The 26,175-nt window shown below is 42.1% G+C and carries 23 protein-coding genes; 19 read left to right on the forward strand and 4 right to left on the reverse strand.

What is annotated here, in order from left to right; all coding sequences use genetic code 11:
• The first annotated feature begins 200 nt into the window (after window positions 1–200).
• The 9 genes from ACUUJN_RS01030 (at window position 201) to ACUUJN_RS01070 (ending at window position 7,519) form a co-directional block, all read left to right on the forward strand.
• The gene (locus ACUUJN_RS01030; protein ID WP_484669162.1) at window positions 201–899 is read left to right on the forward strand and encodes a hypothetical protein; all 699 of its coding nucleotides are present in this window, start codon (window positions 201–203) and stop codon (window positions 897–899) included.
• Window positions 874–1,716 (forward strand): serine/threonine-protein kinase, encoded by an 843-nt coding sequence (locus ACUUJN_RS01035; protein WP_484669163.1) that lies wholly within the window; start codon window positions 874–876, stop codon window positions 1,714–1,716. Before ACUUJN_RS01030 ends, ACUUJN_RS01035 begins: the two co-directional genes overlap by 26 nt.
• Window positions 1,713–2,882, forward strand: coding sequence for a hypothetical protein (locus ACUUJN_RS01040; protein WP_484669164.1), 1,170 nt, complete (start codon window positions 1,713–1,715; stop codon window positions 2,880–2,882). Before ACUUJN_RS01035 ends, ACUUJN_RS01040 begins: the two co-directional genes overlap by 4 nt.
• A 95-nt stretch (window positions 2,883–2,977) precedes the next feature.
• Window positions 2,978–3,205: a hypothetical protein gene (locus ACUUJN_RS01045; RefSeq protein WP_484669165.1), complete on the forward strand. Its 228-nt coding sequence runs from the start codon at window positions 2,978–2,980 to the stop codon at window positions 3,203–3,205.
• A gap of 603 nt (window positions 3,206–3,808) precedes the next feature.
• The gene (locus tag ACUUJN_RS01050; protein WP_484669166.1) at window positions 3,809–4,789 is read left to right on the forward strand and encodes a ParA family protein; all 981 of its coding nucleotides are present in this window, start codon (window positions 3,809–3,811) and stop codon (window positions 4,787–4,789) included.
• A gap of 12 nt (window positions 4,790–4,801) precedes the next feature.
• Complete coding sequence (locus tag ACUUJN_RS01055) at window positions 4,802–5,248, forward strand: hypothetical protein (RefSeq protein ID WP_484669167.1); 447 nt, start codon at window positions 4,802–4,804, stop codon at window positions 5,246–5,248.
• A gap of 552 nt (window positions 5,249–5,800) precedes the next feature.
• Window positions 5,801–6,028: a DUF896 domain-containing protein gene (locus ACUUJN_RS01060; RefSeq protein WP_484669168.1), complete on the forward strand. Its 228-nt coding sequence runs from the start codon at window positions 5,801–5,803 to the stop codon at window positions 6,026–6,028.
• A 67-nt stretch (window positions 6,029–6,095) separates the two neighbouring features.
• A complete protein-coding gene (locus ACUUJN_RS01065) occupies window positions 6,096–6,494 on the forward strand; it encodes a DoxX family protein (protein WP_023986495.1) in 399 nt (132 codons plus the stop codon).
• Window positions 6,495–6,568: 74 nt separating this feature from the next.
• Entirely contained in the window at window positions 6,569–7,519 is a 951-nt protein-coding gene (locus ACUUJN_RS01070; RefSeq protein WP_484669169.1) for a ring-cleaving dioxygenase, read from the forward strand.
• A 237-nt stretch (window positions 7,520–7,756) separates the two neighbouring features.
• Here the strand turns inward: ACUUJN_RS01070 and ACUUJN_RS01075 are convergent, their stop codons facing one another.
• Complete coding sequence (locus ACUUJN_RS01075; RefSeq protein ID WP_034094951.1) at window positions 7,757–8,104, reverse strand: winged helix-turn-helix transcriptional regulator; 348 nt, start codon at window positions 8,102–8,104, stop codon at window positions 7,757–7,759.
• Window positions 8,105–8,279: 175 nt separating this feature from the next.
• Between ACUUJN_RS01075 and ACUUJN_RS01080 the strand changes: the two genes are divergently transcribed.
• Window positions 8,280–8,912: an NAD(P)H-dependent oxidoreductase gene (locus tag ACUUJN_RS01080; RefSeq protein ID WP_484669170.1), complete on the forward strand. Its 633-nt coding sequence runs from the start codon at window positions 8,280–8,282 to the stop codon at window positions 8,910–8,912.
• Window positions 8,913–9,223: 311 nt separating this feature from the next.
• Here ACUUJN_RS01080 and ACUUJN_RS01085 read toward each other — a convergent pair whose 3' ends face one another.
• Complete coding sequence (locus ACUUJN_RS01085; protein ID WP_340859431.1) at window positions 9,224–9,697, reverse strand: tautomerase family protein; 474 nt, start codon at window positions 9,695–9,697, stop codon at window positions 9,224–9,226.
• A gap of 284 nt (window positions 9,698–9,981) precedes the next feature.
• Here ACUUJN_RS01085 and ACUUJN_RS01090 point away from each other — a divergent pair, with 284 nt between their 5' ends.
• Window positions 9,982–10,539, forward strand: coding sequence for a PadR family transcriptional regulator (locus ACUUJN_RS01090; RefSeq protein WP_023986500.1), 558 nt, complete (start codon window positions 9,982–9,984; stop codon window positions 10,537–10,539).
• Between the two features lie 222 nt (window positions 10,540–10,761).
• On the opposite strand, the gene ACUUJN_RS01095 is transcribed toward ACUUJN_RS01090, so the two are convergent.
• Window positions 10,762–11,913, reverse strand: a complete 1,152-nt coding sequence (locus ACUUJN_RS01095) for a glycosyltransferase family 2 protein (protein WP_023986501.1) — start codon at window positions 11,911–11,913, stop codon at window positions 10,762–10,764.
• A 351-nt stretch (window positions 11,914–12,264) separates the two neighbouring features.
• On the opposite strand from ACUUJN_RS01095, the gene ACUUJN_RS01100 reads away from it, so the two are divergent.
• From ACUUJN_RS01100 to ACUUJN_RS01135, 8 genes are all read left to right on the forward strand, one after another.
• The gene (locus ACUUJN_RS01100; protein WP_023986502.1) at window positions 12,265–12,987 is read left to right on the forward strand and encodes a GntR family transcriptional regulator; all 723 of its coding nucleotides are present in this window, start codon (window positions 12,265–12,267) and stop codon (window positions 12,985–12,987) included.
• Between the two features lie 294 nt (window positions 12,988–13,281).
• Entirely contained in the window at window positions 13,282–15,666 is a 2,385-nt protein-coding gene (locus ACUUJN_RS01105) for a phosphoketolase family protein (RefSeq protein WP_034094952.1), read from the forward strand.
• 278 nt (window positions 15,667–15,944) lie between these two features.
• Window positions 15,945–16,787: an aldo/keto reductase gene (locus ACUUJN_RS01110; protein ID WP_076265135.1), complete on the forward strand. Its 843-nt coding sequence runs from the start codon at window positions 15,945–15,947 to the stop codon at window positions 16,785–16,787.
• A 183-nt stretch (window positions 16,788–16,970) separates the two neighbouring features.
• Window positions 16,971–17,630: a PspA/IM30 family protein gene (locus ACUUJN_RS01115; RefSeq protein ID WP_023986505.1), complete on the forward strand. Its 660-nt coding sequence runs from the start codon at window positions 16,971–16,973 to the stop codon at window positions 17,628–17,630.
• 26 nt (window positions 17,631–17,656) lie between these two features.
• Complete coding sequence (locus ACUUJN_RS01120) at window positions 17,657–18,691, forward strand: TFIIB-type zinc ribbon-containing protein (RefSeq protein WP_484669171.1); 1,035 nt, start codon at window positions 17,657–17,659, stop codon at window positions 18,689–18,691.
• A complete protein-coding gene (locus ACUUJN_RS01125) occupies window positions 18,688–19,482 on the forward strand; it encodes a TPM domain-containing protein (protein WP_023986507.1) in 795 nt (264 codons plus the stop codon). The genes ACUUJN_RS01120 and ACUUJN_RS01125 overlap by 4 nt, the downstream gene beginning before the upstream one ends.
• A gap of 140 nt (window positions 19,483–19,622) precedes the next feature.
• Window positions 19,623–20,615 carry an SPFH domain-containing protein gene (locus tag ACUUJN_RS01130; RefSeq protein WP_028541887.1) on the forward strand — a complete coding sequence of 331 codons (993 nt, stop codon included), beginning with the start codon at window positions 19,623–19,625 and terminating at the stop codon, window positions 20,613–20,615.
• A gap of 258 nt (window positions 20,616–20,873) precedes the next feature.
• On the forward strand, window positions 20,874–24,623 hold the full coding sequence (locus tag ACUUJN_RS01135; RefSeq protein ID WP_484669172.1) for an alpha-L-arabinofuranosidase C-terminal domain-containing protein: 3,750 nt from the start codon (window positions 20,874–20,876) through the stop codon (window positions 24,621–24,623).
• 102 nt (window positions 24,624–24,725) lie between these two features.
• Here ACUUJN_RS01135 and ACUUJN_RS01140 read toward each other — a convergent pair whose 3' ends face one another.
• A complete protein-coding gene (locus tag ACUUJN_RS01140; protein WP_279834994.1) occupies window positions 24,726–26,123 on the reverse strand; it encodes a phytase in 1,398 nt (465 codons plus the stop codon).
• Between the last annotated feature and the right edge of the window lie 52 nt (window positions 26,124–26,175).

Raw genomic sequence — 26,175 nt, forward strand, 5'->3', positions numbered from 1 at the left:
AAAAGATTCAAGACATGAAGGCCGACAATTATGTTGACAGCAAATTCATAGCATGAGACTATTGACCTATTATATTCCATATATTGAAGGTGCTGATACGATTTTCAGCTGGAATATCTGAAATAAGCTAAGAAAAACAAATCGTTTATCATTCATGCTTGGGAAATAAAAGAATTTATGAGTAGGGAGGGGACAAGGTGATGTGGAGTTCAGAAGCCGAATTTGTTAAGTCCTTTCTTTCAACCATTAATTTTATAATTCATTCTAATAAAAATGATTATGAAGTTTGGACAGAAGTCAGGACTGGATTTGGCAGACCGGATATCGTTGTAATTGAATTTGACTCTAAAGTACTTAATAAACGTAGTGAATGCGACCAGGAGTCATTGATAGTGCCCTTATCAACCAAAACGGCTTTTGCCCTTTCTTATCTCTCAACTTGCCGGTGGCTTAGGAAAGAGAATCTTGGGAAGTTCTTAAACGTGACAAATAAACAACTAGATTTGGTTGTACAAGAGCTTCAAGCTCGTGGACTTATTGAAACAAAGGAACATTTAATTAAATTAAGGCCAAAGTCTGAGGTTCTTGCTGTTAAACGTGTTAGGGTGTTTGAAGCGAAATTGACCCATTGGATGGAAGCGATAGAACAGGCAGAAAGACACCTCTGGTTTACTAACGATTCATATATATTGATGCCTGAAGTTAGTGGAAAGAGAGTTACTTCAATCACTAATGAATGTAACAAACGTGGTATTGGGTTGGGCTTTTTTAATGAAGATAAAGGATTTAGCACAGTGCTGAAGCCTGCCCAATCTGGAGTCCAAAACTCCCCAATGCTGTGGCAAATTAATGAGAAGTTAGTTGGAGGTATCCATGAGAGAGAACCTGTTTTCAGTTGACTCAGATGCATTAGCTTATGCGTTTCCTAATGTGAAATTCGAAGATAAGTTAGGCGAGGGGGGCCAAAAATTTGTTTACAGGGCACAGACGCTTTCTGAAGGACTCGTAGCGTTCAAAATAATAAAATCAAATCAGCAAATCGAAAGAACGATGAGGGAGATCAATGCAGCATCTAGTTTTTCTCCACCAAGGTTTCCACGAATACACAGGTATGGAAATGCAACTGTTGGGAACATCGAGGTCGTTTACATTGTCGAACAATTTGTAGCAGGAGTCAGTCTGCGTGATCGAATTAATAAGGGGGAATTGGATGAAGCAGAGGCATTAAAAATAGGTCTAGAGTTACTAAAGGCTTTAATTGAGATTGCAGAGGAGAATTTAGTACATCGAGATATTAAGCCTGAAAACATCATCCTCAATAGTAATGTAGGAGCTGTTTTACTCGATTTTGGAATTGCCCGTCATCTAGATTTAAACAGTTTGACGCATGATGTTGCTATGTTTGGGCCACTTACTCCTGGCTATGCGGCTCCTGAGCAGATCAATAATGAGAAAAGAAGTATTTCCTCAAGAACTGATTTATTTGCATGGGGAATATTAATGTACGAAATGATTTCAGGAATCAACTTCTTTACTCAAGGTTGTACAACACCTGCCGAAGTATTGATGAAAACATTAAAGGAGGAACCAGAACTGTTGCAAACCTGTGATCCACGGTTAGCAACAATAATAAACTGGTGTATGAAAAAACAAATCCATCGCAGACCTTCAAGTCCAAGTCATATATATGAATTGCTAAAGGGGATAATGCTATGACAAACTTTTACTTACAACAGGGGCATGGAATGCTTTCGTTGAATAAGGAATTTGTAGAAAGTAATCCTAATACGGGGGTAATTCTGTCCCCAAGGAACTGCACAAAAGAGCAAATTGAACGTCATGCTAGTGAACTGCATGAGAGAAATGCGGCGGTACTGTTTGATCCTCAATTTTATCAACCACGTACAGAGCGGGAGAACATTTTAAATTACCCCTATTGGAATGATTTAAACTTTGAAACAGTTGACTTCGCGACAAGAGGGGCTTTTGAGTTATGCAAAGGTGTTATTACATACCAGGTTGAGCAATTAAACGTAAGCGAGGTTATATTACCCGGGCGTTTTAGTAATGTTGTCTCTGAAGAATGGTTGGAGACACAATTCGCGTTTGCTGATGCAGCGAATTCAATGAAAATAGGTAAACCAGTGTATTCGACGGTTTCCGTAGGTCCCGATGTTGTAAGAGACCGAAATGCTTTTGACCGTTTATTAAATGAGATTGTCAGCTATCCTGTGGATGGTATTTACTTCATTGTTCAATCACCAAGGGATTTTTTGGTTAACGATGAATTGTTTTTGTATAACATACTTGATGGTTTACTAAGTGTTCGACTTTCAGATAAGAAGATTTTGATAGGATACGCCAATCAACAGAGTTTAATATTCGGTGCAGCGGGAGTAACAGGCTTTGCCACAGGTAACTTTCGCAATGTACGTTCATTTAATCCTGATACATTTGATGTTCAGGAACCAAGTGATAGACAAAGGGCAACTTGGTATTATGATGGAAACACACACTCTGAGTTCCGTCCACAAACACTTGGGCTAGCGTATCAGCGTGGGCTTTCGGGCAGATTCGGCCCAATTACTCAATTCAGTAGATCATTGCTTGAAGCCGCGAATCCGGCAATTGTACCTTGGGGAGAGCCGCTTGCTTTTCGACATTATTTAACGGTCATCAATCGTCAGTGGGCAGAATTGCTTAATATACCTGAATCGCAAAGAATTAGCTACATCATAAAGCAGATCGAAGACGTCAGCAAACACCTTGTTCAGCTTGAGCGTGACGGTGTGAGACTTGGAGATAGATCATTCAAACAGATAATTGACCCAACTCTTAATGCCTTAATGTCATTTAAAAAAGATAGATACATTGAAATGTAATATTTAGACTACCGTTATAAGGGTAAGTCGTTTCATCAAGAGATGCTGGATGAGATGCAGACGGAATTAACGGAGAAGTCGAGTACGGGGCGTTGTTGATAGAATTACATGGGGTCGATGTGCCGGAAGAGTATATTGCGTCTGTGAAGTATGATATTCAATCGTTCATCGGACTGCTGGATGCAGAAGTTCAAAATCTGCAATTGTTGTATCCGTTGATTGGCAAGTTTGTGTCGCAGGTACGAGTGATGAGGGAGAGGAAGCAGGTGTATCTCACAATGCGATTTTTGAATGCAATGAGGTTTTGTATGAGAAGCATATAGTAACTGAATTGTAGTTCAAACTGAATACGAAACAGCCAATAATTCTTTTGACAGTGAGTTCACGTTATGGGGATATAGTTTTATCACATTCCAATATCTTGAAGGAGTTGTTGAAGTTGTCGGCTGAACTTCGTATAAGTATTCAATCCACCATTGTGGGTGATAGCCAATCAAAGCGGTACATACTTTTCATATTATGAAAATGAACATGGGTAGCAAAGCTGGATGGAAACACTCTTCGCATCTAAGGGCTTGATATTGATTGGGAGGAAATCGAACTCAATGCTGAACAGGCTGTGGCTGAGAATAATAGAATTGTAGATCAGATTGTTGCAGGCACATTGATGCAGTCAAAGGATGTAACCGAAAGCATTACAAAGGCGTATCTGGATGTAGCGGCTTTAAAGCAAGGAACCTATGGAGGAGAGCTTCGCTAGTTCAGATCATGTTTGGGACTGGTGAGTTGTTGTGGCTGGCGTCGGTACTAAATGCAACATTTTCTATATTGAATCTTTCCGTGTAAGCCTTTCATTTTGCAATCCGTCTATTGACTTTGAACAGTGAGTAATGTCGTCATTATTTTATCACTTGGGGGAGTAAAAAATGTCTAAAAAGATTTTTTTCGGGAATTATAAGGGTGGAGTAGCAAAAACAACAACTGTTTTTGAAGTCGGAGCGTTGATGGCTCAAGATCACGGAAAAAAAGTACTTCTCATTGATCTAGATCCTCAGTGTTCATTAAGTAAAATATGTTCCAATTCAAGCAGTGTAGTTTTAAATAAATTGAACATTGAAGAGACTTTAAATTTTGCATTAGAGCTGTATAGTGAGTATATTAATGCCTCAACTAGACTGGATTTTTTAGCGGATAAAGTAGAAACAGATTATAATGTTGTTAGTGGGTTTATTAAGAATATCAGTAAGTACTCAACCAATGGCGGGAAACTTAGCTATATCCCTACTGCATTAGATATGAAGAACAGTAGACTAAATGATATATCAGATAGATTATCTGAAAAACCAACCAATATTTTAATTGTTGCAAAAATTTTAATTGATATTATTGAGAATAACGAGTATGATTATATTTTATTTGACTGTCCTCCAACAAGCAATATTCTTATTCAAAGCGTGTTTTTAGCCAGCGACTACTACTTGATTCCAACAGTTGGAGATGAAATCAGTAGTGATGGTGTAGCAGATTACATCACAGAAATTGAGAGTACTTATCTAAAATATGCGTATGATAATAGTATCGGTGGACTCTTATTAAAGAAATATTTCGGTGCAAAACCTGAGTTGATAGGCGTATTGGAGACACTTTACAAAGAAAGACGGCCTTCTACTGCTAATCTCAATGTGTTAGAACGGTTAGACAAATCTATTACCAGTATTGGAGTTACCTCTAAAATTACAGGTACGGATTATGTTGCTAATAATCGAAACCACATATTTGGAACCTATATAAGACATCTCGATAACAGATCGAATCCGAGTAATTATGGTATCCCAATTACATTGAGTAATGGAGATGTCCATAATGAATATAAGGAGGTTGTCAGTGCAATAATTAATCTAGTTTAAGGAGGAAATATGGTGGGCTCGAAAAAAAATGAAGTCATTCAAGCTTTATTTTCATTGTATAAAGACATGTACGATGCCAAAAGCTTGTTTAATAAATCATATTTTAAATATACTCCAGATCAGGTATTTAAAGAGTTAAAGAATGAGCTTACAGATACCATTGCGGACAGTTCAAAGGATGTTGAGATATCAAAATCGCTTGTTATCAGAGATGAAATACTGTCTCTAAAAAATGAGATGGATGTATTGAATTTCATGAAGAAAAATTTTATCTATGATAACAATGCTGTTGATGCAAGAGAAAATCTTTTAAAGAGTTACTCTACGGAGGAACTGAAGCATATGTATAATATACTATATTCTTCGCCTCTTCGTTCAAAAGTTAGAAAAAGTGATGTACTTACAACTATTGAAAAGTACTTTGACTCCATGGATCGTATTAGATCAATGAAGCCATAAAAGCTTGATCGGATGATATTAAAACTGTGACTACACCCGTAGAAGCTTATGTGGCGTTATCTTCGGACAGGGGTTCGACTCCCCTGGCCTCTCATACTAAAACCCGCTCATTTGAGTGGGTTTTTGTTTTTTATTGAGTTAAAATTAGGTGAAATGTAGACTAGGAAATAGACGGTCTATATTCCCAAAAAAATAGACAGAATGTCTACAATTCACCTCGCCTTCATCGATCAAAGCCACAACTTGTAGCTGAAAGATGACTTCTACATGCTTTTGGTAGAAGATCACCTTTTCCCGAGATAGCTGCCGATGGACTTCTTGATCTCAGGAAGGTTCCGGCTGGTGATGGGGTCTCTAAACTCAGGAAGCAGTTGTCGCAGAGCATCCTCTGTGATAACTGCTTTTTCTTTTTCTCCGTAAACAACTCAAGAGTTCATCTTCTTTTCTTTTCGAAAAAGTATTGACACGGATAAAAAAGTATTATATCTTTATATCAAGATAAATAAATTAAAGATAAAACAACCAGAAAATTTTGAATAGGGAGGTATACACATGATCACCATTTTAGAAAGAATTAATCAGCTTGCAAAAAAAGCAAAAGAAGTTGGGTTGACTGAAATTGAAAAAACGGAACAAATGGATCTTCGCAAAGAATACCTTCAAATCTTTCGGGGTTCTGTACAAAGCATTCTCTTGAACGCTACGATTTATGATCCGAATGGAGACGATGTTACGCCTGAGAAACTAAAAAAAGAACAGGCTCAAATCGCTAAACGATGAATTTAATTTTACCTAATATCTCTAATTTAATAATCTTTAAATAAATATAATATGGAGGGTGATTTTTATGTTGGCAAGTGGATTGTTACTGATACGTTTGGTGGTTGGATTGTTATTGGTGGGGCATGGAGCTCAGAAACTTTTTGGCTGGTTTGGTGGCTATGGTCCAAAAGGTACTGGCGGTTGGATGGAATCGATCGGCATTAAGCCCGGAGTGTTCATGGCAGTGTCTGCTGGGTTGATGGAATTGTTGGGAGGAGCTCTATTTGCTTTAGGACTGCTCACACCACTGGCTGCATTGTTGATTACGGTGACTATGCTCGGAGCGATTTTCAAAGTACATGGCCAAAATGGGATCTGGGCAACGGCTAACGGCTATGAATATCCACTAGTTCTTGTTGCAGTCGTAATTGGTATTGCGTTGACAGGAGCAGGTTCATATTCTATCGATGCATTACTTAGATAAAACATGATGTTTAGGTCATTAAAAGTCATCAACAACAAAAAATAAAGGTTCCTACGATTAAAGGAGGATTTCATATGTCACTGCAAACTACAGGTATCCATCATATTACAGCTTTTGCCGGTAATCCACAGGAAAATGTCGACTTCTATGCCGGCGTCCTGGGACTTCGGTTAGTGAAGAAAACAATCAACTTCGATGCTCCTGAGGTTTACCACTTGTACTTTGGTAACGAGGCAGGAAGTCCTGGAACGATCATTACTTTTTTTCCTGCACCAGGAACTCCCAAAGGACGAATCGGAGGTGGCCAGGTGGGCATAACCTCGTATGTGGTCCCACCAGGTTCACTTGATTTTTGGCGGCATCGTTTAGAAAGCTTTGATATTCAAGTTACGAAAACGAGCCGTTTTTCTGAACATTATCTTCAATTCGAGGATAATGAGGGTCTACGTCTTGAGCTTGTCGAACGTGAAGCGGGAGCGAATAGTACTTGGTCTTACGGTGGCATTTCGGCTGATCAAGCAATTAAGGGGTTTGGAGGTGCTGTGCTATTTAGCGTCAATCCACAGAGAACGATGGATGCATTGGAGACCATACTCGGATTTACGAAAATCGCTGAAGACGCCGAATATGCCCGTTATCAGTCCGTAGGAGAAATCGGCAACATCGTAGATGTTCCGCTCGCCAAAATGGGTTTAGGCTTTGGTGGAGCAGGCACGGTACATCACATTGCGTGGCGTGCAAAAGATTTCGAACAACATGAAGAATGGAGAAGCGCAGTCCAGCATTATGGTTATCAACCGACTCCAATCATAGACCGCCAATATTTTAATGCGATATATTTCAGGGAAGCGGGCGGCATACTATTTGAAATTGCTACAGATCCACCGGGATTTGCTAATAATGAACCTGCTGAATCTTTGGGGCAGGAATTAATGCTGCCAGAGTGGTATGAACCGCAGCGGGCTCAAATTGAGGCGAATCTGCATCCTATTGAAGTGAGAACATTAACTGGAAAACAACAGTAAACGAAACGGCAGCTGTTTTGCCTCCAGAGGAAAAGGTGAAGCCACGTTGATGGGAACTGCCAGGTTTAGAAAAACGGTACATGACTGAATATAAATATGACAAGATGAATATCAACACGATTAAACCCACTTTGACAAAATTGGTCATAGTGGGTTTTCATTATGCACTTGGCATGGACTATAACATAGGGATGAAAGTCTGATCACGCTAGGCAGGAAGGGATGTAGATTTAATCGCTATTTTTCAACGCATCTAATTTTCGAGTGCTCCAGATGAACCTCTCCCCAATCATACATACTGCGCAATATGGGGACGAAATTTGCTCCGTGAGCTGTTAGCGAGTATTCTACCCGGGGAGGGATTTCTCTGAATATTTCGCGATGCACAAACCCGTCTTCTTCTAATTCTCTTAGCTGCTTGGTTAACATCGCTTGTGTGATATCAGGAAAGGCGCGTTTAATTTCACCGAATCTTCGGGTACCACGGGACAGAAACCATAAAATCACTATTTTCCATTTGCCGCCAATGATTTTCTGAACCTTTGTTAAGGGGCAATCTGTAAAATAATTCAGATTTTCACTCATTTGTGCCATCTCCTCATCGTTTGTATTCCAGAAAGTCCTATGAAATCAATTAGTATGATTTTTGATAGTATATACTATAAATATGCCTACTTGTTGTTTCGATACCATTGGCTTAACATTACATTAGCATTAAAGCTTTGACAAGCCATCTGAAAATATTCTGGGGGCGAAGAAGATGAACATTAATATTTTATACGGTCACCCTTATGCTAAGAGCTTTAACAAAGCGATTTTGGAGCAGGTGATCGCTCATTTAAACGTACGAGGGGCGAATGTTAAAGTAAAAGACTTAATTCAAATGTCATTTAATCCGACGGCAGGCTTAAAGGATTTAGAGGCTAAGGTCACTAACGTATTGCCAGAGGAGATAGTAAAAGAACAGGAGGATTTATTGTGGGCAGATGCCTTGATTATTATTTCACCGGTATGGTGGGGCGGATTTCCCGCTGTTATTAAAGGATATATAGATAGAGTGTTCACAACAGGACTCATACGCTCTTCTGATGGTGTATATGGGCTTGAGGGCAAGAGAGCCTACTCGATTTTTACAACAGGATCTTCAGAAGATTATATTCGCATATCACGTCAGAAAGATATGCTCTACGCGGCTAACGATAATTTGTTTGGGTTCGCCAAGTTTTCGGATGCCGAGATTAAGCTTCTTTACTCGGTGCCGCGTGTAACCTTGGAGGAACGAAAAGCAATGCTGCTGGATGTCAATCGATTTGTCGATCGTATTTTTGATATGAGACCGGGAGAGGGAGGCAGTACGAGGGATAGCCTTTTCTCTTCAAGCTTTGGAGCATGATTTGGCTAGCCATTAAGATTACGTAAACTGCAGGATGTTTCTTTGGAAAAATGAAGAACACCCTTATGGGTGTTCTTTCGTTTGGACATATGGACATATTACACTGTGCTAAGTTATAAGCTTGTTACTGCTAAAGATATAACCTTTTGGATGGTTCTCCTACTGGATACCGCAGAAGGTTTAAGACGTCAGTTGCCGGTTTGTAAATTGCCTTAGCCACCACGTCAGGAGATTTCCCGGTGTTTCCCGTATCCTCTAGCCGACAAGATATGAATGTTCCTCCAATCTTTAGAAATGCCAAATTCCACGCATTACCGTGTAATATTTTGCTTGATAGCCTTAATTTTCTCCTCAGTAAAGACTCCTGAATCCAGCAGGTCTAGAATGGAGAGCACGCTGCCGCGAGAACCCCAGCTGCCTTCTTCAATGACCTGGAAGGATACCCACCAAGTTGGGGATGGTTCCGGTACACCAAGTACTTTAGTCAAACTGCCAAGAATATTCTCAAGCACTTTTTTGCGAACGTCGTTAGGCCAGTCACCATCCATCACCAGAACATTGACAGTAATTACATCACGTTCTGGCTGATCCGACAGCAATTGCCCGCCAATTGCCATGTAATCTATTGGACGTTCGGTGAAATGGACCTGAAACCCTTCTCTTGCTGGCGGACAATATTGACCTACCTCTGGAACGAGAACTGCATCCGTCAAACCTTCTGCCAAAAGACGGCGCTGTTCAAGCGTTATGCGGCCTGCGGGATAATTTACACTGATCATGGTCATGGTCTGATATCTCCTTATTAAGATTTAACCAAGCGATGTCTTGGAATTCTTTATGATATCTGTATCCAAGGCTTCAGCTTGGCAAGCTCATTGGTATTTTGTTGATATCGTTAATATAAAACGATGATAAACACCTGTCAACACTAATTATTATAATAATATATATTTAAATAATATATAGAGAGATGTGAAGCTAGTTTAAATGGGCTATAATTATGTCTAGTCTAATGAAAGCATGACATACTACGGAGATTTGCTAGAGGTAACAGGAGGCACAATATATAATGGCGAGACAGTCAGGAAAAACCAATACAATGTTTGCGGTATTAGGCATTCTGAGTCTGGGTCCTCATACCGGTTATGATATAAAGCAACATATGGAGCAAAGCACTAGTTACTTTTGGAATGAGAACTATGGTCAGATCTATCCCAGCCTGGCAGAGCTACTGGATCGAAAAGATATTGCAGTCGAGGTTATTCGACAGAAAGGAAAGCCTGACAAGAAACTCTACAGCATTACCGATCAGGGAAGGCAGACGTTGTCAGACTGGCTTTCTCAGCCCATGGAGCATGTGGTGATGCTTAAAAAAAATGAGCTGCTGTTGAGGGTGTTTTTTGGCGGGAATTCTTCGCCTGAAACGATTATAAAGCACATACAGGAGTATAAAGAAAAGCTAGTGGAAAGCTTGCATATTTTTGAAGAACTTGAACGTTGGCTTATCAACGTAGAGCATAAAGACCATAATCACAAATATTGGATGATCACAATGAGCTATGGTAAAAGTCAGTTTAGCAGTTTAATTAGCTGGTGCGATGATAGCATTAAAATATTGAGTTCTTAGCAGTTGGTAAAACTCATATGTAATGAATAATCAGAAAGCATGCTGGACTATCAGAGGAATAGTAAACTAGTAACGACAATTCTTGTCGTTATCTCCGGACATGGCGACTCCTCCTCCATAAAGCTGCTTGCCAAGTTGGGCTCGCACCTTTATGGAGGAGTTTTTTTATCCCGTAAGGAGGATGCAATACACATGATTTTGTACGCTGTAAATGAGTAACTATTATTCCACCAGCTTTTCAGACTTCACCAGCATTTCTCGTAACACGTGAGCGACTCGACTTTTCCGGTTCTCTGCTTTCTTTTTTATCAAGTGTAATGATTTTTTGTATGCATGAGTATGGCTTTGATCGTAGAACTGTTTGGCTGCAATGCGTAATGTTCTTCTTAATAACAGTGCTGATGAGCGTGTTAACCTAGAGCGGAATCCCCTGCGCAATACCCGCAACGTATTTTTGTAGGTCTCAAAATCCTCGGATGGAGGGATAAGGGCAAATAAATTTAACGAGGAGTCATTGAATCCGTAAGTTTCATACATGATTCTCAGATTTTCTGTATTTAAAACGTTACCTCTGAGATAGGTTGGATGTTCCTGATGATATCCGACCACCTCTTTGATGCAATAAAAAGGGATCTTCAAGCGATGCAGTCTATAGCCAAGGTCCCAGTCTTCGAGTCCATACAGCACAAACCGTTCATTGAAACCTCCAATACGAATCAAGTGGCTGCGTCTGATGGCTACACAACGAGTAACCAGCAGCATCCAGGGAGCGACATCCGTTGTGGCAAATTGTTTCTGCGTATTGGGGGGGACTCTTGTGGGACTAACTACTTTAGACAGTGCACCCGTTTGGTGAAGGATATCTTCAGGGGTTATGATTGGAGTAATTTCGTTCGCTGCTTCATAGTCAGCATTCCATAAGTTGGACTGCGTAAGTATGTTGCGACATTGTTCTTTTTCTTCAGGAGAAAAGTCAGGGTAATAATGGGTAAAAGCATCGTCCCATGAGTGAGGAATGCCTGAGAGCACAGACTTGGGATATTTACGGTGATAACGGCTCACGATCCTAATGAATTCCGGTAATACTACAAAGTCAGCGTCGCAGAAGATGATGTATAGCCCTTTTGCACGGCGCAGTCCCAAATTTCGAACGGCAGATCGACCGCGTTGTTCCTGATGTGACACATAGATAAGAGGATAGGATGCTTTGAAGCCTTCGACCATTTCTTTCGTTCCGTCTGTAGAACCGTCATCAGCTACAATGACTTCGAATAGTTGCTTTGGATAGGTTTGTGTCTCAAATGAAGCGAGTGTGAGCAACAATTGCTGGGCTCGATTATAGGTTGGAATGATGACGCTGTAGCGGATAGCCAATATGATCTCCCCCCACCATTCTTATTAGAAAACGTTTGAACAAGATGAATAATAACAATGTATTCAAGGATTTTAGCCTGGTCTAGTCAAACATCCCTCAAGGTTCGAAACAGGCTTGGTCTTATTACTGATGCTAAGGTGGGGGTTCTGTATTTTCTGCTGTTTTGCAGGTGCGTTCAGTGGTGTTATATATGTGTAATCATGGTATTATGCATAGAGATGTAAAGTAAAAGCGACGGCGCTTCCTATCCGCTGAAAGCCCGCTCAGCAAACAGAAACAAACATGAGATGAAATGGGCAAGTTATGGTAAACTATATAGAGTTATAGAAGACCTGAAAGAGGAGTACTATATGACACAATTTGTCTATAAGCAAATTATTGACGATCTCAAGATGAAAATCTTTGCGGGAAAGTTTGCAGATATGAGATTGCCAGATGAACGTAGTCTTAGTGAGACTTACCAGGTTAGTCGTAGTTCAATTAAACGTGCTCTGACTAAAATGGAGAATGTCGGAATTATTTTCAAAAAACAAGGTTCCGGGACATTTATTAATCCATTATACATAAGAAATGAATCTATCTTTAACTACGAAGGCTCTAATCTAGGGGTCACTGATAATTTTCAAATGCATGGTAAAAAGCCTAAGATCAAAGTATTGAGTTTTGAGGTCATTCCGCCAACGGAAGAATTACAGCGCGATTTGTTCTTGGAGACTCATGATTTTGTTTACAAAATTGTTCGCTTACGTCTGTTTGATGATGATCCTTTTATGATTGAAACGGGCTATATCCCCATTAAAATTGTCCAGAATTTAAATCAGACAATTATCGAGGGGTCCATTTTTAATTATTTGGAAGACTCCCGGAACTTGGCCGTCACCAAATCTTTTTTATCCATTTTTGCAGAACCGTCTCAAGAGAATGATCAAAAGCTGCTACATTTAAATGAAAATGAGCCTGTAGGTATTATGGAAGGTGTGTTCTTTTTAGATAACGGTACGCCATTTGAGTTTTCTCATATGCGATTTCATTACAAATATTTGAAATTTAATACCTTTGTATCGGTTCACTAATGATAAGACTGGAGAATTCTCCGGTCTTTTTTTTATGGTTTTGAAAAAAGGATTGAAGCCTGCAATTACCTCGTTTATTACAAATTTTATTGGTTTATACTTCTATATATTTTAATGTAAGAGCTTTTTTACTGTCTTTTTAATTTATATTTCATAGTATGTTCAAAATTTCACAAAATTGGACCGTATCACTTGTGAAAAAGGTTGAATTAAATTGGGGTAGCGTTATGATGTACATGTAGATGAAATTTCCGGAAATAAATTACAAACAAAACTACTTAGGGAGTGGACACAATGTCATTATCACCCGTGTTAGCAGATTATTCATCTAAAACATATTTGGAAAAACTTGATGCATATTGGCGTGCAACGAACTACATTTCAGTAGGTCAGCTTTATTTAAAAGATAATCCTTTGTTGAGAGAGCCTTTAAAAGATTCAGATGTGAAGGTTAAGCCTATTGGACACTGGGGCACAATTCCGGGTCAAAACTTTATTTATGCACATCTAAATCGTGTTATTAATAAATATGATTTGAGCATGCTTTACATTGAAGGTCCTGGTCACGGCGGCCAGGTTATGGTTTCAAATTCTTATCTGGATGGTAGTTACACTGAAATCTATCCACAAATTACGCAAGATATCCCAGGTATGAAGAAATTGTTCAAGCAATTCTCTTTCCCTGGCGGTATTGCTTCACATGCTGCTCCTGAAACACCTGGATCTATCCATGAAGGTGGAGAATTAGGTTACTCCCTTTCTCATGGTGTAGGTGCCATTCTGGATAATCCTGATCTGATTTCGGCTGTTGTTATTGGTGATGGCGAAGCTGAAACGGGCCCATTAGCCGCTTCGTGGTTCTCTAACCGATTTATCAACCCCATCACGGATGGTGCAGTGCTGCCAATCTTGCACTTGAATGGCTTTAAGATTAGTAACCCAACGATTATGTCTCGTCAATCGAAAGAAGAATTGACCTCATACTTTAAAGGTTTGGGTTGGGAGCCGTTCTTTGTTGAAGGTGAAAATCCGGATCACATGCATCCAGAAATGGCGAAAGTATTGGATACAGCCATCGAGAAGATTGAAGCTATTCAAAAGAATGCGCGTGAAAATAATGACCTTACTCGTCCGGCGTGGCCGATGATTGTATTCCGTTCACCTAAAGGCTGGACAGGTCCGAAGGAATGGGACAACGTGCCGAATGAAAATTCATTCCGTGCCCATCAGGTTCCAATTCCGGTTGATCAAAAAAATATGCAACACGCACCTGCTTTGTTAGAATGGCTGAATAGCTATAGACCAGAGGAATTGTTCGACGAAAACGGTCGTTTAAACTCTGAGCTTGCTGAAATCCTGCCTACAGGCGATAAACGTATGGGAATGAACCCTGCTGCGAATGCGGGTAACCTCATTAAAGACTTGAAATTACCGGATTTCCGTAACTATGCGCTGGATAATTCCGTACCTGGTAAAGTGATTGCGCAAGATATGTCGGTTTTAGGGAAATACGTTAAAGATGTGGTTCTTTTAAATGAAGAAAATCGTAATTTCAGAATCTTCGGACCGGATGAAACGATGTCTAACCGCTTGGCTCCTGTTTTTGAAGTAACCAAACGCCAATGGATGGACCAAATTATTGAACCTAATGATGAATTCTTATCATCCTATGGCCGCGTAATTGATTCTCAATTATCCGAACACCAAGCTGAAGGATTGCTGGAAGGTTATGTATTAACAGGTCGTCATGGTTTCTTTGCAAGTTACGAAGCCTTCCTGCGTGTGGTTGACTCGATGATCACCCAACACTTTAAGTGGCTGCGTAAAGCAACGGATCAAGGATGGCGTGCAGATATCCCATCATTGAATGTCGTAGCAACCTCAACAGTGTTCCAACAGGATCATAATGGGTATACACACCAAGATCCAGGTTTGTTAGGTCATTTGGCTGATAAAAAACCAGAATTTATTCGGGAGTATCTGCCAGCGGATGCCAATTCATTGTTGGCTGTTTTCGACACCATTTTAAATGACCGTCAAAAGATCAATTTGATTGTTTCGTCTAAACACCCACGTCCACAATGGTTTAGTGCTGATGAAGCGAAAGAATTGGTGGACAAAGGGTTGAAGATTATTGATTGGGCAAGTACAGATCAAGGTGGGGAACCTGACCTTGTCATTGCTTCTGCTGGTACAGAGCCAACTATTGAAAGTTTAGCTGCGATTTCCATTTTGCATGAAAAACTGCCTGACTTGAAGATTCGGTACATCAACGTGGTAGATTTGCTGAAACTGAGAAGTCAAAAACTAGACCCGCGTGGATTATCCGACGCCGAGTTTGATCATTTTTTCACAAAAGACAAGCCAGTTGTTTTCGCTTTCCATGGTTACGAAGGTCTGATCAAAGATCTGTTCTTTGATCGTCACAACCATAACTTGCATGTACATGGTTACCGTGAGAATGGCGATATTACGACACCATTTGATATGCGCGTATTGAATCAGATGGATCGCTTCGATCTAGTGAAGGAAGCTGTTCTAAGCTTACCTGACGCTGAGAAGTATACCAACATTGTGGATGAAATGGATGCTACGGTTAAGAAACATCATCAATTCATTCGCGAAGAGGGTATTGATTTACCAGAGGTAGAGAACTGGGTATGGAAAGGCTTGAAATAAAAACACAGACACTTCAACTTTATGTTGGACAACCAAGCCATCAAGCATGAAGTGGAATATATGATCTGGTAGTGGTATACAAGTGCCTGACCCCTTTGACTTCAAGTATGATTTCAATGGGGATCAGGCGCTTTTTGATTTAGCACACAGAGAACTTGGTAGAGAATTTACAAGCTAGTGGGTATATACATATATAGGGAACGAAATGAATTTCTATATTTTGCCTGAGGATTAAAGAGGTGTTATGGTATATGAGAATAGTAAAGGAGGCTGTTAATATGAACCATCAAATTCCGGAGAAGGTATTGAATGATGGCACTAAAGTGCCCGTCATTGGATTTGGGACTGTTGGATTTAAGGGTGCAGATGGAGTACAGGCGATTACCGGCGCAATTGATGCAGGTTACCGTCTGATCGACACAGCGTTCAACTATGAAAATGAGGGGGCTGTCGGGAAAGCGGTCCGGCAGAGCTCTGTGCCCAGAGAGGAATTGTTGATTTGCTCCAAACTACCGGGTCGCCGACATGCTTACCAAGAAGCCATTGTAACGATCGAAGAGTCATTATATAGAGGAGGTCTGGACTATTATGATCTTTATCTGATCCATTGGCCGAATCCCCAAATTGATCGATATGTTGAAGCCTGGCAGGCGTTGATTGAGGCGAAGAAAAGGGGCTATATTCGTTCCATCGGGGTCTGCAATTTTCTGCCCGAGCATAATGAACGTTTAATTCGGGAAACAGGTGTCGCCCCGAGCATCAATCAAGTTGAATTGCATCCATTGTTTAATCAGGAGCACCAGCGTACAAAAGATGCTGAACAGGGCATCGTGACCGAATCGTGGAGCCCCTTGGGGCGTGGTCACAGCATACTGGAGAATGAAAAGATTGGGGAAATTGCTGCTGCTCATGGTAAAACGACTACACAAGCGATTTTACGTTGGCATATCCAACTTGGAGCGATCCCGATCCCTAAGGCCTCTTCTTTAAAACACCAGACGGAGAATTTGGATATTTTTGATTTTGAGTTGTCTCCAGAGGAAATGAACGTGATTTCGGCATTTAGCAGTGAGGATGGGCGGATATGGGGTCAGGACCCCAAGTCCTATGAAGAACTATAATCAGGAACAATAAATAGAAGGGTTCAAAAATCTGTCGCGGGTTTTTGGACCCTTTGCTTTTATAATAAAACGAACACACATCCGAAAGTGATCAGTGGGCCAGTATATAGAGCTATGATGAACATTTTTTACCGGATTTGATGTATGATATGGTGGGATGTAGTCCTTTCGAAGGAGGTCATCATGGGAATTTTGTCGAGGTTTAGGGATATTATGAAAATGAATGTTAACGCCTTAGTGGATAAGGTGGGAGACCCGGAGAGAACCATTGACGATTATATGCGGAATTTAAACAGTGATCTAGGCAAGGTGAAAGCGGAGACGGCCTCAGTGTTGGCTGATGAGAGAAGGGCAAAAAGAGCACTGGATGAATGCAAAGCCGAAATCAAAAAGCTCCAGCATTATGCCAGTAAGTCTGTGGAAGCTGGTAATGAAGAGGAAGCTCGAAAGTTTCTGGAGAGAAAAGGTTTGCAGGCGGAGAAATTGGAACAATTACAAACGTCCTATGATTTAGCTTCGACAAACGCCGTAAATATGAAACAAATGCAGGAGAAGTTGGTGTCCGATATGGGACAACTAGAAGCGCGGCGCGCTGAACTTAAAGGGAAGATGGCGGTTGCCAAAGCACAGCAAACCTTGAACTCTATGGGCAGCAAGAATTCTGCTTTCGAAGTTATGGAAGAACAGGTGAACAGAGCGTATGATGAAGCGATGGCTATAGCCGAGCTTCGGGCAGGAACGAAGGACGACCTGGATGCTTTATTTGCACAATACGAGAAGAGTACGAATGCAGAGGATGAACTGGCTGCGATCAAAGAAAAAATCAACCATAAGGAATCATAACAGTATCTACATGAAGAGGTGAGCAGATGCCGGTTATCGAATACAAATGCCCAAACTGCGGCAGCGGCATGGTCTTTGACGGTGAGACAGGGATGTTATCCTGTCATAGTTGCGGAAGAGAGGACAATATCGAATCTATTCCTGATCCTCTGATAAATCGTATTTTTTCAGAAGATGAGGCCCATGAGTATCATTGTAATAACTGCGGAGCAGTGATTATGACCGAAGTGGAGACGAGTGCAACGGTGTGCAGCTTTTGTGGTTCTGCCGTGGTTCTCGGGGATCGACTGACTGGCAAGCTGGCTCCAGCGCAGGTTATTCCTTTTTCAATCAGTAAGGAAGAAGCCATAGCTGCTTTCAAAAAATGGTGCAAGAATGGCCGTCTTACGCCGAACCGGTTCATGATAGCAGACCGAATCAAGGGAATAACCGGGATGTATGTGCCCTTCTGGTTATATGAATTACATAATAAAATTGAGGTTCAAGGTGAAGGTACCCAAGTGAGAACCTATACGAGCGGAGACTACGAATATACGGAAACGAAGCATTTCGATGTATATCGGAAAATTCGTTTGAATTATGTAAAGGTTCCAATTGATGCTGCGGAGAAAATGAACGATGAGCTGATGGATAAATTGGAGCCTTTTCCATACGATCAGCTAAAACCCTTTAAAACGCCATATCTAGCAGGTTATATTGCGGAGAAGTACAGTTATAACGAAGAAGAGCTTTTCCCGCGAGTTAAAGAAAAAGTGAAGGAATATATTGATGCTTATATTCATTCTACGGTGTCAGAGTATACGGCCGTGAGTTATACGGAAAAGCAAATTGATACTACATTAAAACAAGCGGATTATGTCCTGCTCCCGGTGTGGGTCATACACTATGACTATAATCAATTGGAGCATACGTTTGCTATGAACGGACAGACGGGCAAGGTAGTCGGTAGGCCTCCGATTAGCAAGTTCAAAGTGACGGCTTGGTTTGCAGGCATTTTCGGCATTACTCTCTTTTCATTGAGATTAATCACTTGGTTGATGATGGGAGGGGGATTTTATTGAAAAAGCATAGAGCGATTATAGCCGTTTTGTTGTTCTTTGCTGCTTTTCTGGCAGTTCCTATGGAAATGAAGGGCGAACCAGCAACGACAGAAATGAAGCCATTGATTTATGATGAAGCGGGTCTGCTCAATCAGGAAGAGTATGATGTGTTGAACGCTATGGCTAATCAATACGGAGCGGAAAGAGAAACGGACATTATTATTTATACTACTCTCAATCCCGACAATATGGATGTTATGAAAATGACGCAGGACTTTTATGATGACCATGGCCCTGGGTATGACAGATCTCATGGGAACGCGGTCATTTTAACGATGGATATGAGAAATAGAGAGGTGTACTTGGCCGGATTTTATAAGGCAGAACGGTATCTGGATGATGACAGGCTTACTAAAATACGCCATGAGATTAGCCCGGACCTGACGAACGGCAACTATGGGCTTGCATTTCAAAAGTATATTCTGAGTGCGCACAAATATTTGGCCATCCGTCCAGGGGTGAATCCAGACAGTATATTTTTTAAGGGCTGGCTTCATTTGGCGGTTGCCCTGGGATTGGCGGCGATGATCGTGGGCAAGATGGTTTCCAATTCTGGCGGTCGGGTTACGGTAAATCGGCAGACCTACGAGGATTCGAACGCTTCAGGAGTTCTGGAGCATCGAGATCAGTATCTTCACACAACGACAACGAAACGGAAGATTGAAAAGAGCAGCAGTAGCAGCAGCTCAGGCGGTGGTGGCGGAACGACCAGCGGCGGTCATTCGCATAGCGGCAGCAGAGGATCATTTTAACTGAGGATTTTGTAAAAATCCAATAAGCACTTTCAATGAACAATATATAGATCGAAATGGTCTAGTTCGTCTATATATTGCACTTTGGAGCGACTGGAATCGAATTTTGCAAAATCCTAAATTGAAAGGATGGATACAGTATGGGGTTCTTCAGAAATCAATTTGCAAATGTTGTAGAATGGGAAGAATTTAGAGATGATATGATTTTCTGGAAGTGGAGCAACCGTGAAATTAAAAAAGGCAGTAAATTAATCATCCGCTCCGGTCAAGATGCGATTTTTGTAACTAACGGCAAAATAGAGGGGATTTTCGAGAATGAAGGGTCGTATAACATGGACTCTGACATTATTCCATTTCTATCCACATTAAAAGGGTTTAAATTTGGTTTTAACAGTGGTATGAGGGTAGAGGTCTTATTCGTTAATACGAAGGAGTTTACGGTCAAATGGGGGACGCAGAATCCAGTGCTGATCCCGACCCCTCAGCTGCCAGGCGGTATGCCGATTCGTGCCAATGGCACATTTAATTTTAAAGTGAACGATTATGTTACGCTCATCGATAAGATTGCCGGAGTGAAGGACAGTTATCTCGTTGAGGATGTGAAAATTCGGATTACTTCGGTGTTGGATCAGTTATTGATGAAGTGGATTAGCAGAGAAGGAAAGGACATGTTCAATCTGCAGGCGAATGCTTCTGACATTTCAAAAGGTATTCAAGAAGATCTGGATATGCAAGTGATGGACAACGGTATGACGATTACTGGCTTTCATGTGATGAGCTTCAATTATCCTCAAGAAATCCAAGATATGATCACGAAGACAGCCTCTCATGAAATGATCGGTAATCTGCAAAAGTACCAACAAGTGACGATGACGGACGGGATTGCATCGGGTAATGTAAAAGGCGGCGGTGCTGCTTCGGATATGGCGAGTATGATGATGGGGATGAATATAGCAAATGAAATGATGAAAAATTTGAACCCGAACCCAAAGCCTTCGGCTGAGACTCAGCCTACACCTGCTGCCCCCGCTCCATCTGGAGACGGTAATAAGCCCAATTTCTGTCCGAATTGCGGTACAAAAAACGAAGGAGCTAACTTCTGTCCGAATTGTGGACAAAAATTGAACGGATAACATAGCTACGGTCAAACTTCTTTATTTCAGAAAAGTTCCGACTGGGTCAAGTAATCCTGTAAGCCAAAAGGCAGTTATCGCAGAGTATCTTCTGTGATGGCTGCTTTTTTATGTAGTTCGTTCAAGTATTTTCTTCATAAATCCGATTTATTGGATTGAAAAAGGTACTCAGGATAAGGTACTATAGCTATATAGTATGTATTTATATTAACTAATTAGTTATTACATTAATAAACTATGGGTATAGGAGCAACGAAGATGACCAAATTCCAAGATCAAATCATTGCGCGTTACAAGTTTGATGATGCAGAGAACGTCGGCAAAGATAGCTCAGGGCAAGGTAACGATGGGGTTGCTTCAGGCACAGTAACACCTACGATTTCCCATGCTACCGGTAGAGCAGCTTTGACGCTTGAGGGTGGCCCCAACGGTACATCGTATATCCAGCTTCCTTCCGATCTATTCAAAGATGTAAGCGATAACACCGGTGTGACGGTTACTGCTTGGGTCAACTTCGGCAGATTCACAGATATGTGGGAACGTGTCTTTGACTTTGGTAAAGCCCATACAGGACCCTATATGTTCATGACACGGAATCTGCGCGGAACCCTTTTCACCGAGGCGGATTTGTCCGTAGACCCGGGAAGAGGCTTTGTCAGGGATGAGTGGATGCACATAGCCCTGTCTGTGATCGGCACGGAAGGCGGCACATTAAGCAGTGCCGGTCCGGTGATATATGTCAATGGTGAAGTGGTAGCGGATGGTTCCATCAGCCAAACTTCCAGCGGTAACTATGCCAAGCTGCGTAAATGGTTCGAAACGTTTACAGACTCGTCCAACTACAGCAACAATTTTATCGGTCGCTCCCAGCATGCGGCGGATGTAGACTTTGCCGGCTCCGTTTCAGACTTTAGAATTTATAAAGCAGGCTTGTCGGCAGATGAAGTCATTGAGGTCATGTGCGATTCGTTGACAGATGAAGAGATCGTGAAGCTTGCTAGAGATAAATATTTGTCCTTTCCAACGACGATTGTGACCAAGGACTTATCTCTGCCAACCGTTCTGATGGGCGGTAGAGTAGAAGTGACCTGGAAATCCAGCCAACCTAGTATACTCTCTGACAATGGGCAGGTGCAGGCGATTACCTCCGCACAAGGGGTTACCGTCACAGCTTTATTAACGAAGGGCTTAAGCCAGATTGAAGAAAGCTTTGAAGTATCCGTTCTTCCTGAACAGCTGCCTCCGTACACGCTGACCATTCATGGAAATAAGGAAGTACTGGATGTCAGCGAAGTGATGTACGGCTTGTTCTATGAAGATATCAATAACGCGGCAGATGGCGGGATTTATGCAGAACTCGTTCAGAATCGCTCCTTTGAATCTTTCGAGTTTGATACGTATTCCCATGCTTCCGGTGAATGCGGCTGCTCTACAGGACGGAACCGCAACCCGTTGTTTGCCTGGTCTGGTGATACGGACAAGATGACTCCACAACATAGCGGTGGATTAAATGAGTTTTTAGGCGCAAAAGACAAAGAAGTGAACTCTTATTATGTGACGGTAGCGGATGGTGCAACGATTCGGAACAAGGGCTTTTCCGATTCTAACCAGAATTGTGCCATGTCCATCCAAGAGGGTGCCAAGTATGAGTTTACCATCTGGGCGAAGGCCGATTCAGCTGGCGCAATCACACTGCAACTGCAAGACTCGAATGAAAAGGCTATTAGTGATTCGGTTACGATACAGGTGGAAGGTGGCAACACGTGGAAGAAGTACGGCATCGATTCCAAACTTGTGCTGACAGGCTCAGCTACGGTTCTCGGGCAGCTGGCGCTTACATTTGAAGGGGACATTTCGGTTGATATGGTTTCTTTATTCCCACAAGATGTATGGGGCGCAGGAGAGGAAGCGCAATCCCCATCGGCACATGCTAACTTCCAGGGAAATCCTAACTACCGACTGAGAAAAGATTTGGTGAACGCACTGGTTGGCATGCATCCGAAGTTTTTGCGGTTTCCAGGTGGTTGTATTTCCGAGGGTTCGTTTATATGGGAAAACGTATACGATTGGAAGGAATCGATTGGGGATATCGAGCTGCGCAAGGAAAACTTTAATGTATGGGGCTATATGATGACCATGGGCCTTGGTTATATGGAGTATTTCCAGTTGGCAGAAGACCTGAATGCAGCTCCGCTTCCGGTTATGGCCTGTGGCGTTCTCTGCCAAGCCCGTTCCGATTACGCTCATCCGGCTGGAGGCGCATTAAGAGAATACTATATTAAGAACTTTACAGATCTGATCGACTTTGCGATCAGTGTGGATTTTGAACATAATGAATGGGCTGCTATGCGTAAAAAAATGGGCCATGAAGCTCCGTTCGATCTGCGTTATTTGGGTGTGGGTAACGAGAACTGGGGCACAGAATTCTTTGCCAACTTTGAAGTGTTCAAAACGTCGATTGATGAGTATATGGAGAAAAACTATCCGGGTTATGAGCTGCATATCATCTCCACGGTTGGCGCTCAAGCAGACGACGATGCATATCAACAGGGCTGGAAGTTCTTAAGCGGTAATATGACCGGTTCGGCTAAGGTTGCTTTTGCAGATGGTGACCAGGTGACGGAAGAAACGGTAACCTGGTATGAGAAGCAAAAGGACTATATGGATACCATTGCAGACGAGCACTACTATCGTTCTAACGAGTACCTGCTGAATAACGTGGACCGCTATAACTACTACTACAGAGCTTATAACGTGGACGGCAGTATAAATTGGAAAGCAACATCAAAGGTTTTTGTCGGGGAGTACGCATCAACGGATAAAAATACTTTAGCAGGCGCTGTAGCAGAGGCAGCGGTGATGACGGGCTTCGAAAATAATGCCGATGTCGTTCGGCTAGCTGCCTATGCACCGCTGTTTAACAAGGTGCTGACAGATGGAACCTACAGATGGACGCCAGACTGCATCTGGTTCGATGACGAAACGGTGTGGTTTACGCCGAACTACTATGTACAGCAAATGTATGCTAAATATTTGGGGAATAAAGTATTGAGCACTTCTTTCTCTACTTACAAAAACGGCAAGCCAACGGATCTCATTCCTCAGGGTGGAATTGAAATAGCGACAGGCAACGCGGAAGTTATGATTAAGCGTGTGACTGTTACTTCCAACCAGGACGGCAGTGTTTTGCTGGATCAAGACTTTACCCAGGAATTGAATTCGGCCTGGCAGGTCATTCCCGGTTCCGTGGGCTCTACAGTGGAGGAAGGCAAGGGGCTTGTCCTCAAAGCTCAGGATAGCGGTTTGAATGGTCTGTACATCTTGAACGACAGCTGGAGCAATTACAAGGTAGAGGTGGTCGCTTCCCGTATTTCCGGCACGGACGGTTTTTATGTGGGTGCGGGTCTCACGGATATTTCTGCGGAGAAAAAGGACGTTGTCGAATACGCGATCGGTTATGGCGGCAAGGCTACCGGCGTGAAGGTTTACAAGCAAGGCATAGAAGGCTACACATTGGGTGACTACTCTTCCAGTACAGCGGCAGGTAACTTGAGAGCAGCTAGCTATGAAGAGTTGGCTGACAACACGGACTACACCATAACAGTGAACTACGGCGGTGAAACGGGCAGTAATCTGATTTGCTCATACACCGACGGCGAGACGACCAGCAAAGTGCTGGACTACAAGCTGGAGGCTTACAACAGAGACGTGTTCAACTCGGTAACCCAAGATGCTGAGCATGTATACGTGAAGCTGGTGAATGCTGACAACGTAGATAAGGTAATACAGCTGAATCTACAAGATTTGAGTGTTGAGTCCATCGCTAAGCTGGTTACACTAACCGGCGATTCCTCGCTTGTTCATGTACCTAACGTGAACAAGAAGAATGACGAGAAGGTAGTGCCTACCGAACAACAGATTACGCTTCATACCGATTCTGTCCTCTTAGACTTACCGGCCAACTCGGTAAATGTGCTAGTGCTGGATCTTAAACCTTTTCCTGCTTAAAAGCAACAAGGGGTGTCCCAAGAAGCCGTTTTATGGCTTTTGGAACACCCCTTTTTTTCTATGAATAGAGTCGGAATGTTGAGTTGATTTCCCCGACGGGCATTACTGCGTGCTTCTGTTTACCAATTCACGCGGGTTGATGCCATCGTCTATCGTTAGCGGAGTAGGGGCTCCCGTAGCGATTCGCTCCCAAGGCACCATTTTAAAGTTCTGATTTAACTTTTTGCCGTTTTGAAGATTTTCGTCATCTTGTGCAACGAAGATACCATGAGGGAAATTCTTGCCTAATCCGTAGCCAAGAACATCAATACCGTCTGTGACAGACGTACCGTCAACGGTAGGGCTCGCGCTGATCGTAAAGTTGCTTATATATGCATTGTCGCCTTGTCGTTCATAGATCGCATAGCTGCTGTTTCCTTGACTGGAGGCCATGAGATACCCCTTGCCATCTTTACCGTAATACAATGTAAGTCCTTCTATGTCATCGTGGAGTCTACGCCCATCTGCAATATCAACACGTCGCAGCGGCTCGGATGAACCGTCTGGCTCGGCACTATACTTCCAAATGGCGTAATCCTCTTCAGCGATGTAGATCGTACCATATTCATCATCAGCAACCATGCCCTCAGATTGCGTATCTAGCTTGAACTGGCGGACAAGCTTACCTGCAATTTTGCCACTTCCGTCATCAGTCAGCTCATATTGTTCAAATTCACCCTCTTTGCCCAACACGAGCGCGTAAAATTTATCTGTCTTGAGGCTATGGTATAAGCTGAATCCGTACACTTCTTTCATAGATGCTTTAATAGGTTTGCCAACCACGTTGGTCAGCTTTCCTGATGCACCGTCAATGGCAAAGATATCAATCGTGTTGTTGGTTCGATTGGTTGCCCCTGCGATATCAATTTTTTTGCCGCCCAATGTGAAACCGTAACGAAGGTCCACGTTATTCATTTTTCCGACCTTCATGTTTTGCAGTTGTTTGCCTTCCAGATCATAGACTAAAATCCCGCCGCCTTTATTGGTTGCTAAAATTCTACTTTTCTCTGGCTCGGCCGGGTTGAGCCAGATTGCAGGGTCGTCGGCTGCGTCTTCTCCATCCTCCACAGCTTCTGTTTCAGCAGAAGGGATCACTTTATAGGTGGGGACTGCATCCTTTGGATCTGCATATTTGCTGTTCTCTGCTTCAAGCGCTGTAAGAAGTTTTGTAGGAAGATATACATTTCCATTCATCATCTTAATTTCCCGGTCCGCTTTTCCGCTTAGTCCAGCTAGACGATATTGCTTCTCACCCACTGTAAAGGTCCCGACAATGCCATTTTTCAGTTTGACCAAAACAGAGTGGTCATCACTGTCCCATGTAATTGTGGCCCCCATTTTATCTGCCTGTGTTCGTAGTGATGCATACCCGGATGGCTGAATGTCTGCCGCATGGGTCAGTTCTGGTGATACCAGAACCCCCGTTAAAATGGCTAATAATGCGAGTTTAGTTGACTTCATATGTATGCCCCTTTTCTGAAGTGAAAATGATATAACCGACTCAGTATAAAGC

The organism is Paenibacillus sp. LRG-1 (assembly GCF_057220305.1).

What these genes read in the sequence shown, in the direction of transcription:
- ACUUJN_RS01050 (WP_484669166.1), top strand. Translation starts at nt 3,809, where the DNA reads ATGTCTAAAAAGATTTTTTTCGGGAATTATAAGGGTGGAGTAGCAAAA.
- ACUUJN_RS01075 (WP_034094951.1), bottom strand. Translation starts at nt 8,104, where the DNA reads ATGAGTGAAAATCTGAATTATTTTACAGATTGCCCCTTAACAAAGGTT.
- ACUUJN_RS01120 (WP_484669171.1), top strand. Translation starts at nt 17,657, where the DNA reads ATGCCGGTTATCGAATACAAATGCCCAAACTGCGGCAGCGGCATGGTC.
- ACUUJN_RS01035 (WP_484669163.1), top strand. Translation starts at nt 874, where the DNA reads ATGAGAGAGAACCTGTTTTCAGTTGACTCAGATGCATTAGCTTATGCG.
- ACUUJN_RS01090 (WP_023986500.1), top strand. Translation starts at nt 9,982, where the DNA reads ATGGCGAGACAGTCAGGAAAAACCAATACAATGTTTGCGGTATTAGGC.
- ACUUJN_RS01085 (WP_340859431.1), bottom strand. Translation starts at nt 9,697, where the DNA reads ATGACCATGATCAGTGTAAATTATCCCGCAGGCCGCATAACGCTTGAA.
- ACUUJN_RS01060 (WP_484669168.1), top strand. Translation starts at nt 5,801, where the DNA reads ATGATCACCATTTTAGAAAGAATTAATCAGCTTGCAAAAAAAGCAAAA.
- ACUUJN_RS01115 (WP_023986505.1), top strand. Translation starts at nt 16,971, where the DNA reads ATGGGAATTTTGTCGAGGTTTAGGGATATTATGAAAATGAATGTTAAC.
- ACUUJN_RS01040 (WP_484669164.1), top strand. Translation starts at nt 1,713, where the DNA reads ATGACAAACTTTTACTTACAACAGGGGCATGGAATGCTTTCGTTGAAT.
- ACUUJN_RS01140 (WP_279834994.1), bottom strand. Translation starts at nt 26,123, where the DNA reads ATGAAGTCAACTAAACTCGCATTATTAGCCATTTTAACGGGGGTTCTG.
- ACUUJN_RS01065 (WP_023986495.1), top strand. Translation starts at nt 6,096, where the DNA reads ATGTTGGCAAGTGGATTGTTACTGATACGTTTGGTGGTTGGATTGTTA.
- ACUUJN_RS01135 (WP_484669172.1), top strand. Translation starts at nt 20,874, where the DNA reads ATGACCAAATTCCAAGATCAAATCATTGCGCGTTACAAGTTTGATGAT.
- ACUUJN_RS01070 (WP_484669169.1), top strand. Translation starts at nt 6,569, where the DNA reads ATGTCACTGCAAACTACAGGTATCCATCATATTACAGCTTTTGCCGGT.
- ACUUJN_RS01100 (WP_023986502.1), top strand. Translation starts at nt 12,265, where the DNA reads ATGACACAATTTGTCTATAAGCAAATTATTGACGATCTCAAGATGAAA.
- ACUUJN_RS01110 (WP_076265135.1), top strand. Translation starts at nt 15,945, where the DNA reads ATGAACCATCAAATTCCGGAGAAGGTATTGAATGATGGCACTAAAGTG.
- ACUUJN_RS01130 (WP_028541887.1), top strand. Translation starts at nt 19,623, where the DNA reads ATGGGGTTCTTCAGAAATCAATTTGCAAATGTTGTAGAATGGGAAGAA.
- ACUUJN_RS01105 (WP_034094952.1), top strand. Translation starts at nt 13,282, where the DNA reads ATGTCATTATCACCCGTGTTAGCAGATTATTCATCTAAAACATATTTG.
- ACUUJN_RS01080 (WP_484669170.1), top strand. Translation starts at nt 8,280, where the DNA reads ATGAACATTAATATTTTATACGGTCACCCTTATGCTAAGAGCTTTAAC.
- ACUUJN_RS01030 (WP_484669162.1), top strand. Translation starts at nt 201, where the DNA reads ATGTGGAGTTCAGAAGCCGAATTTGTTAAGTCCTTTCTTTCAACCATT.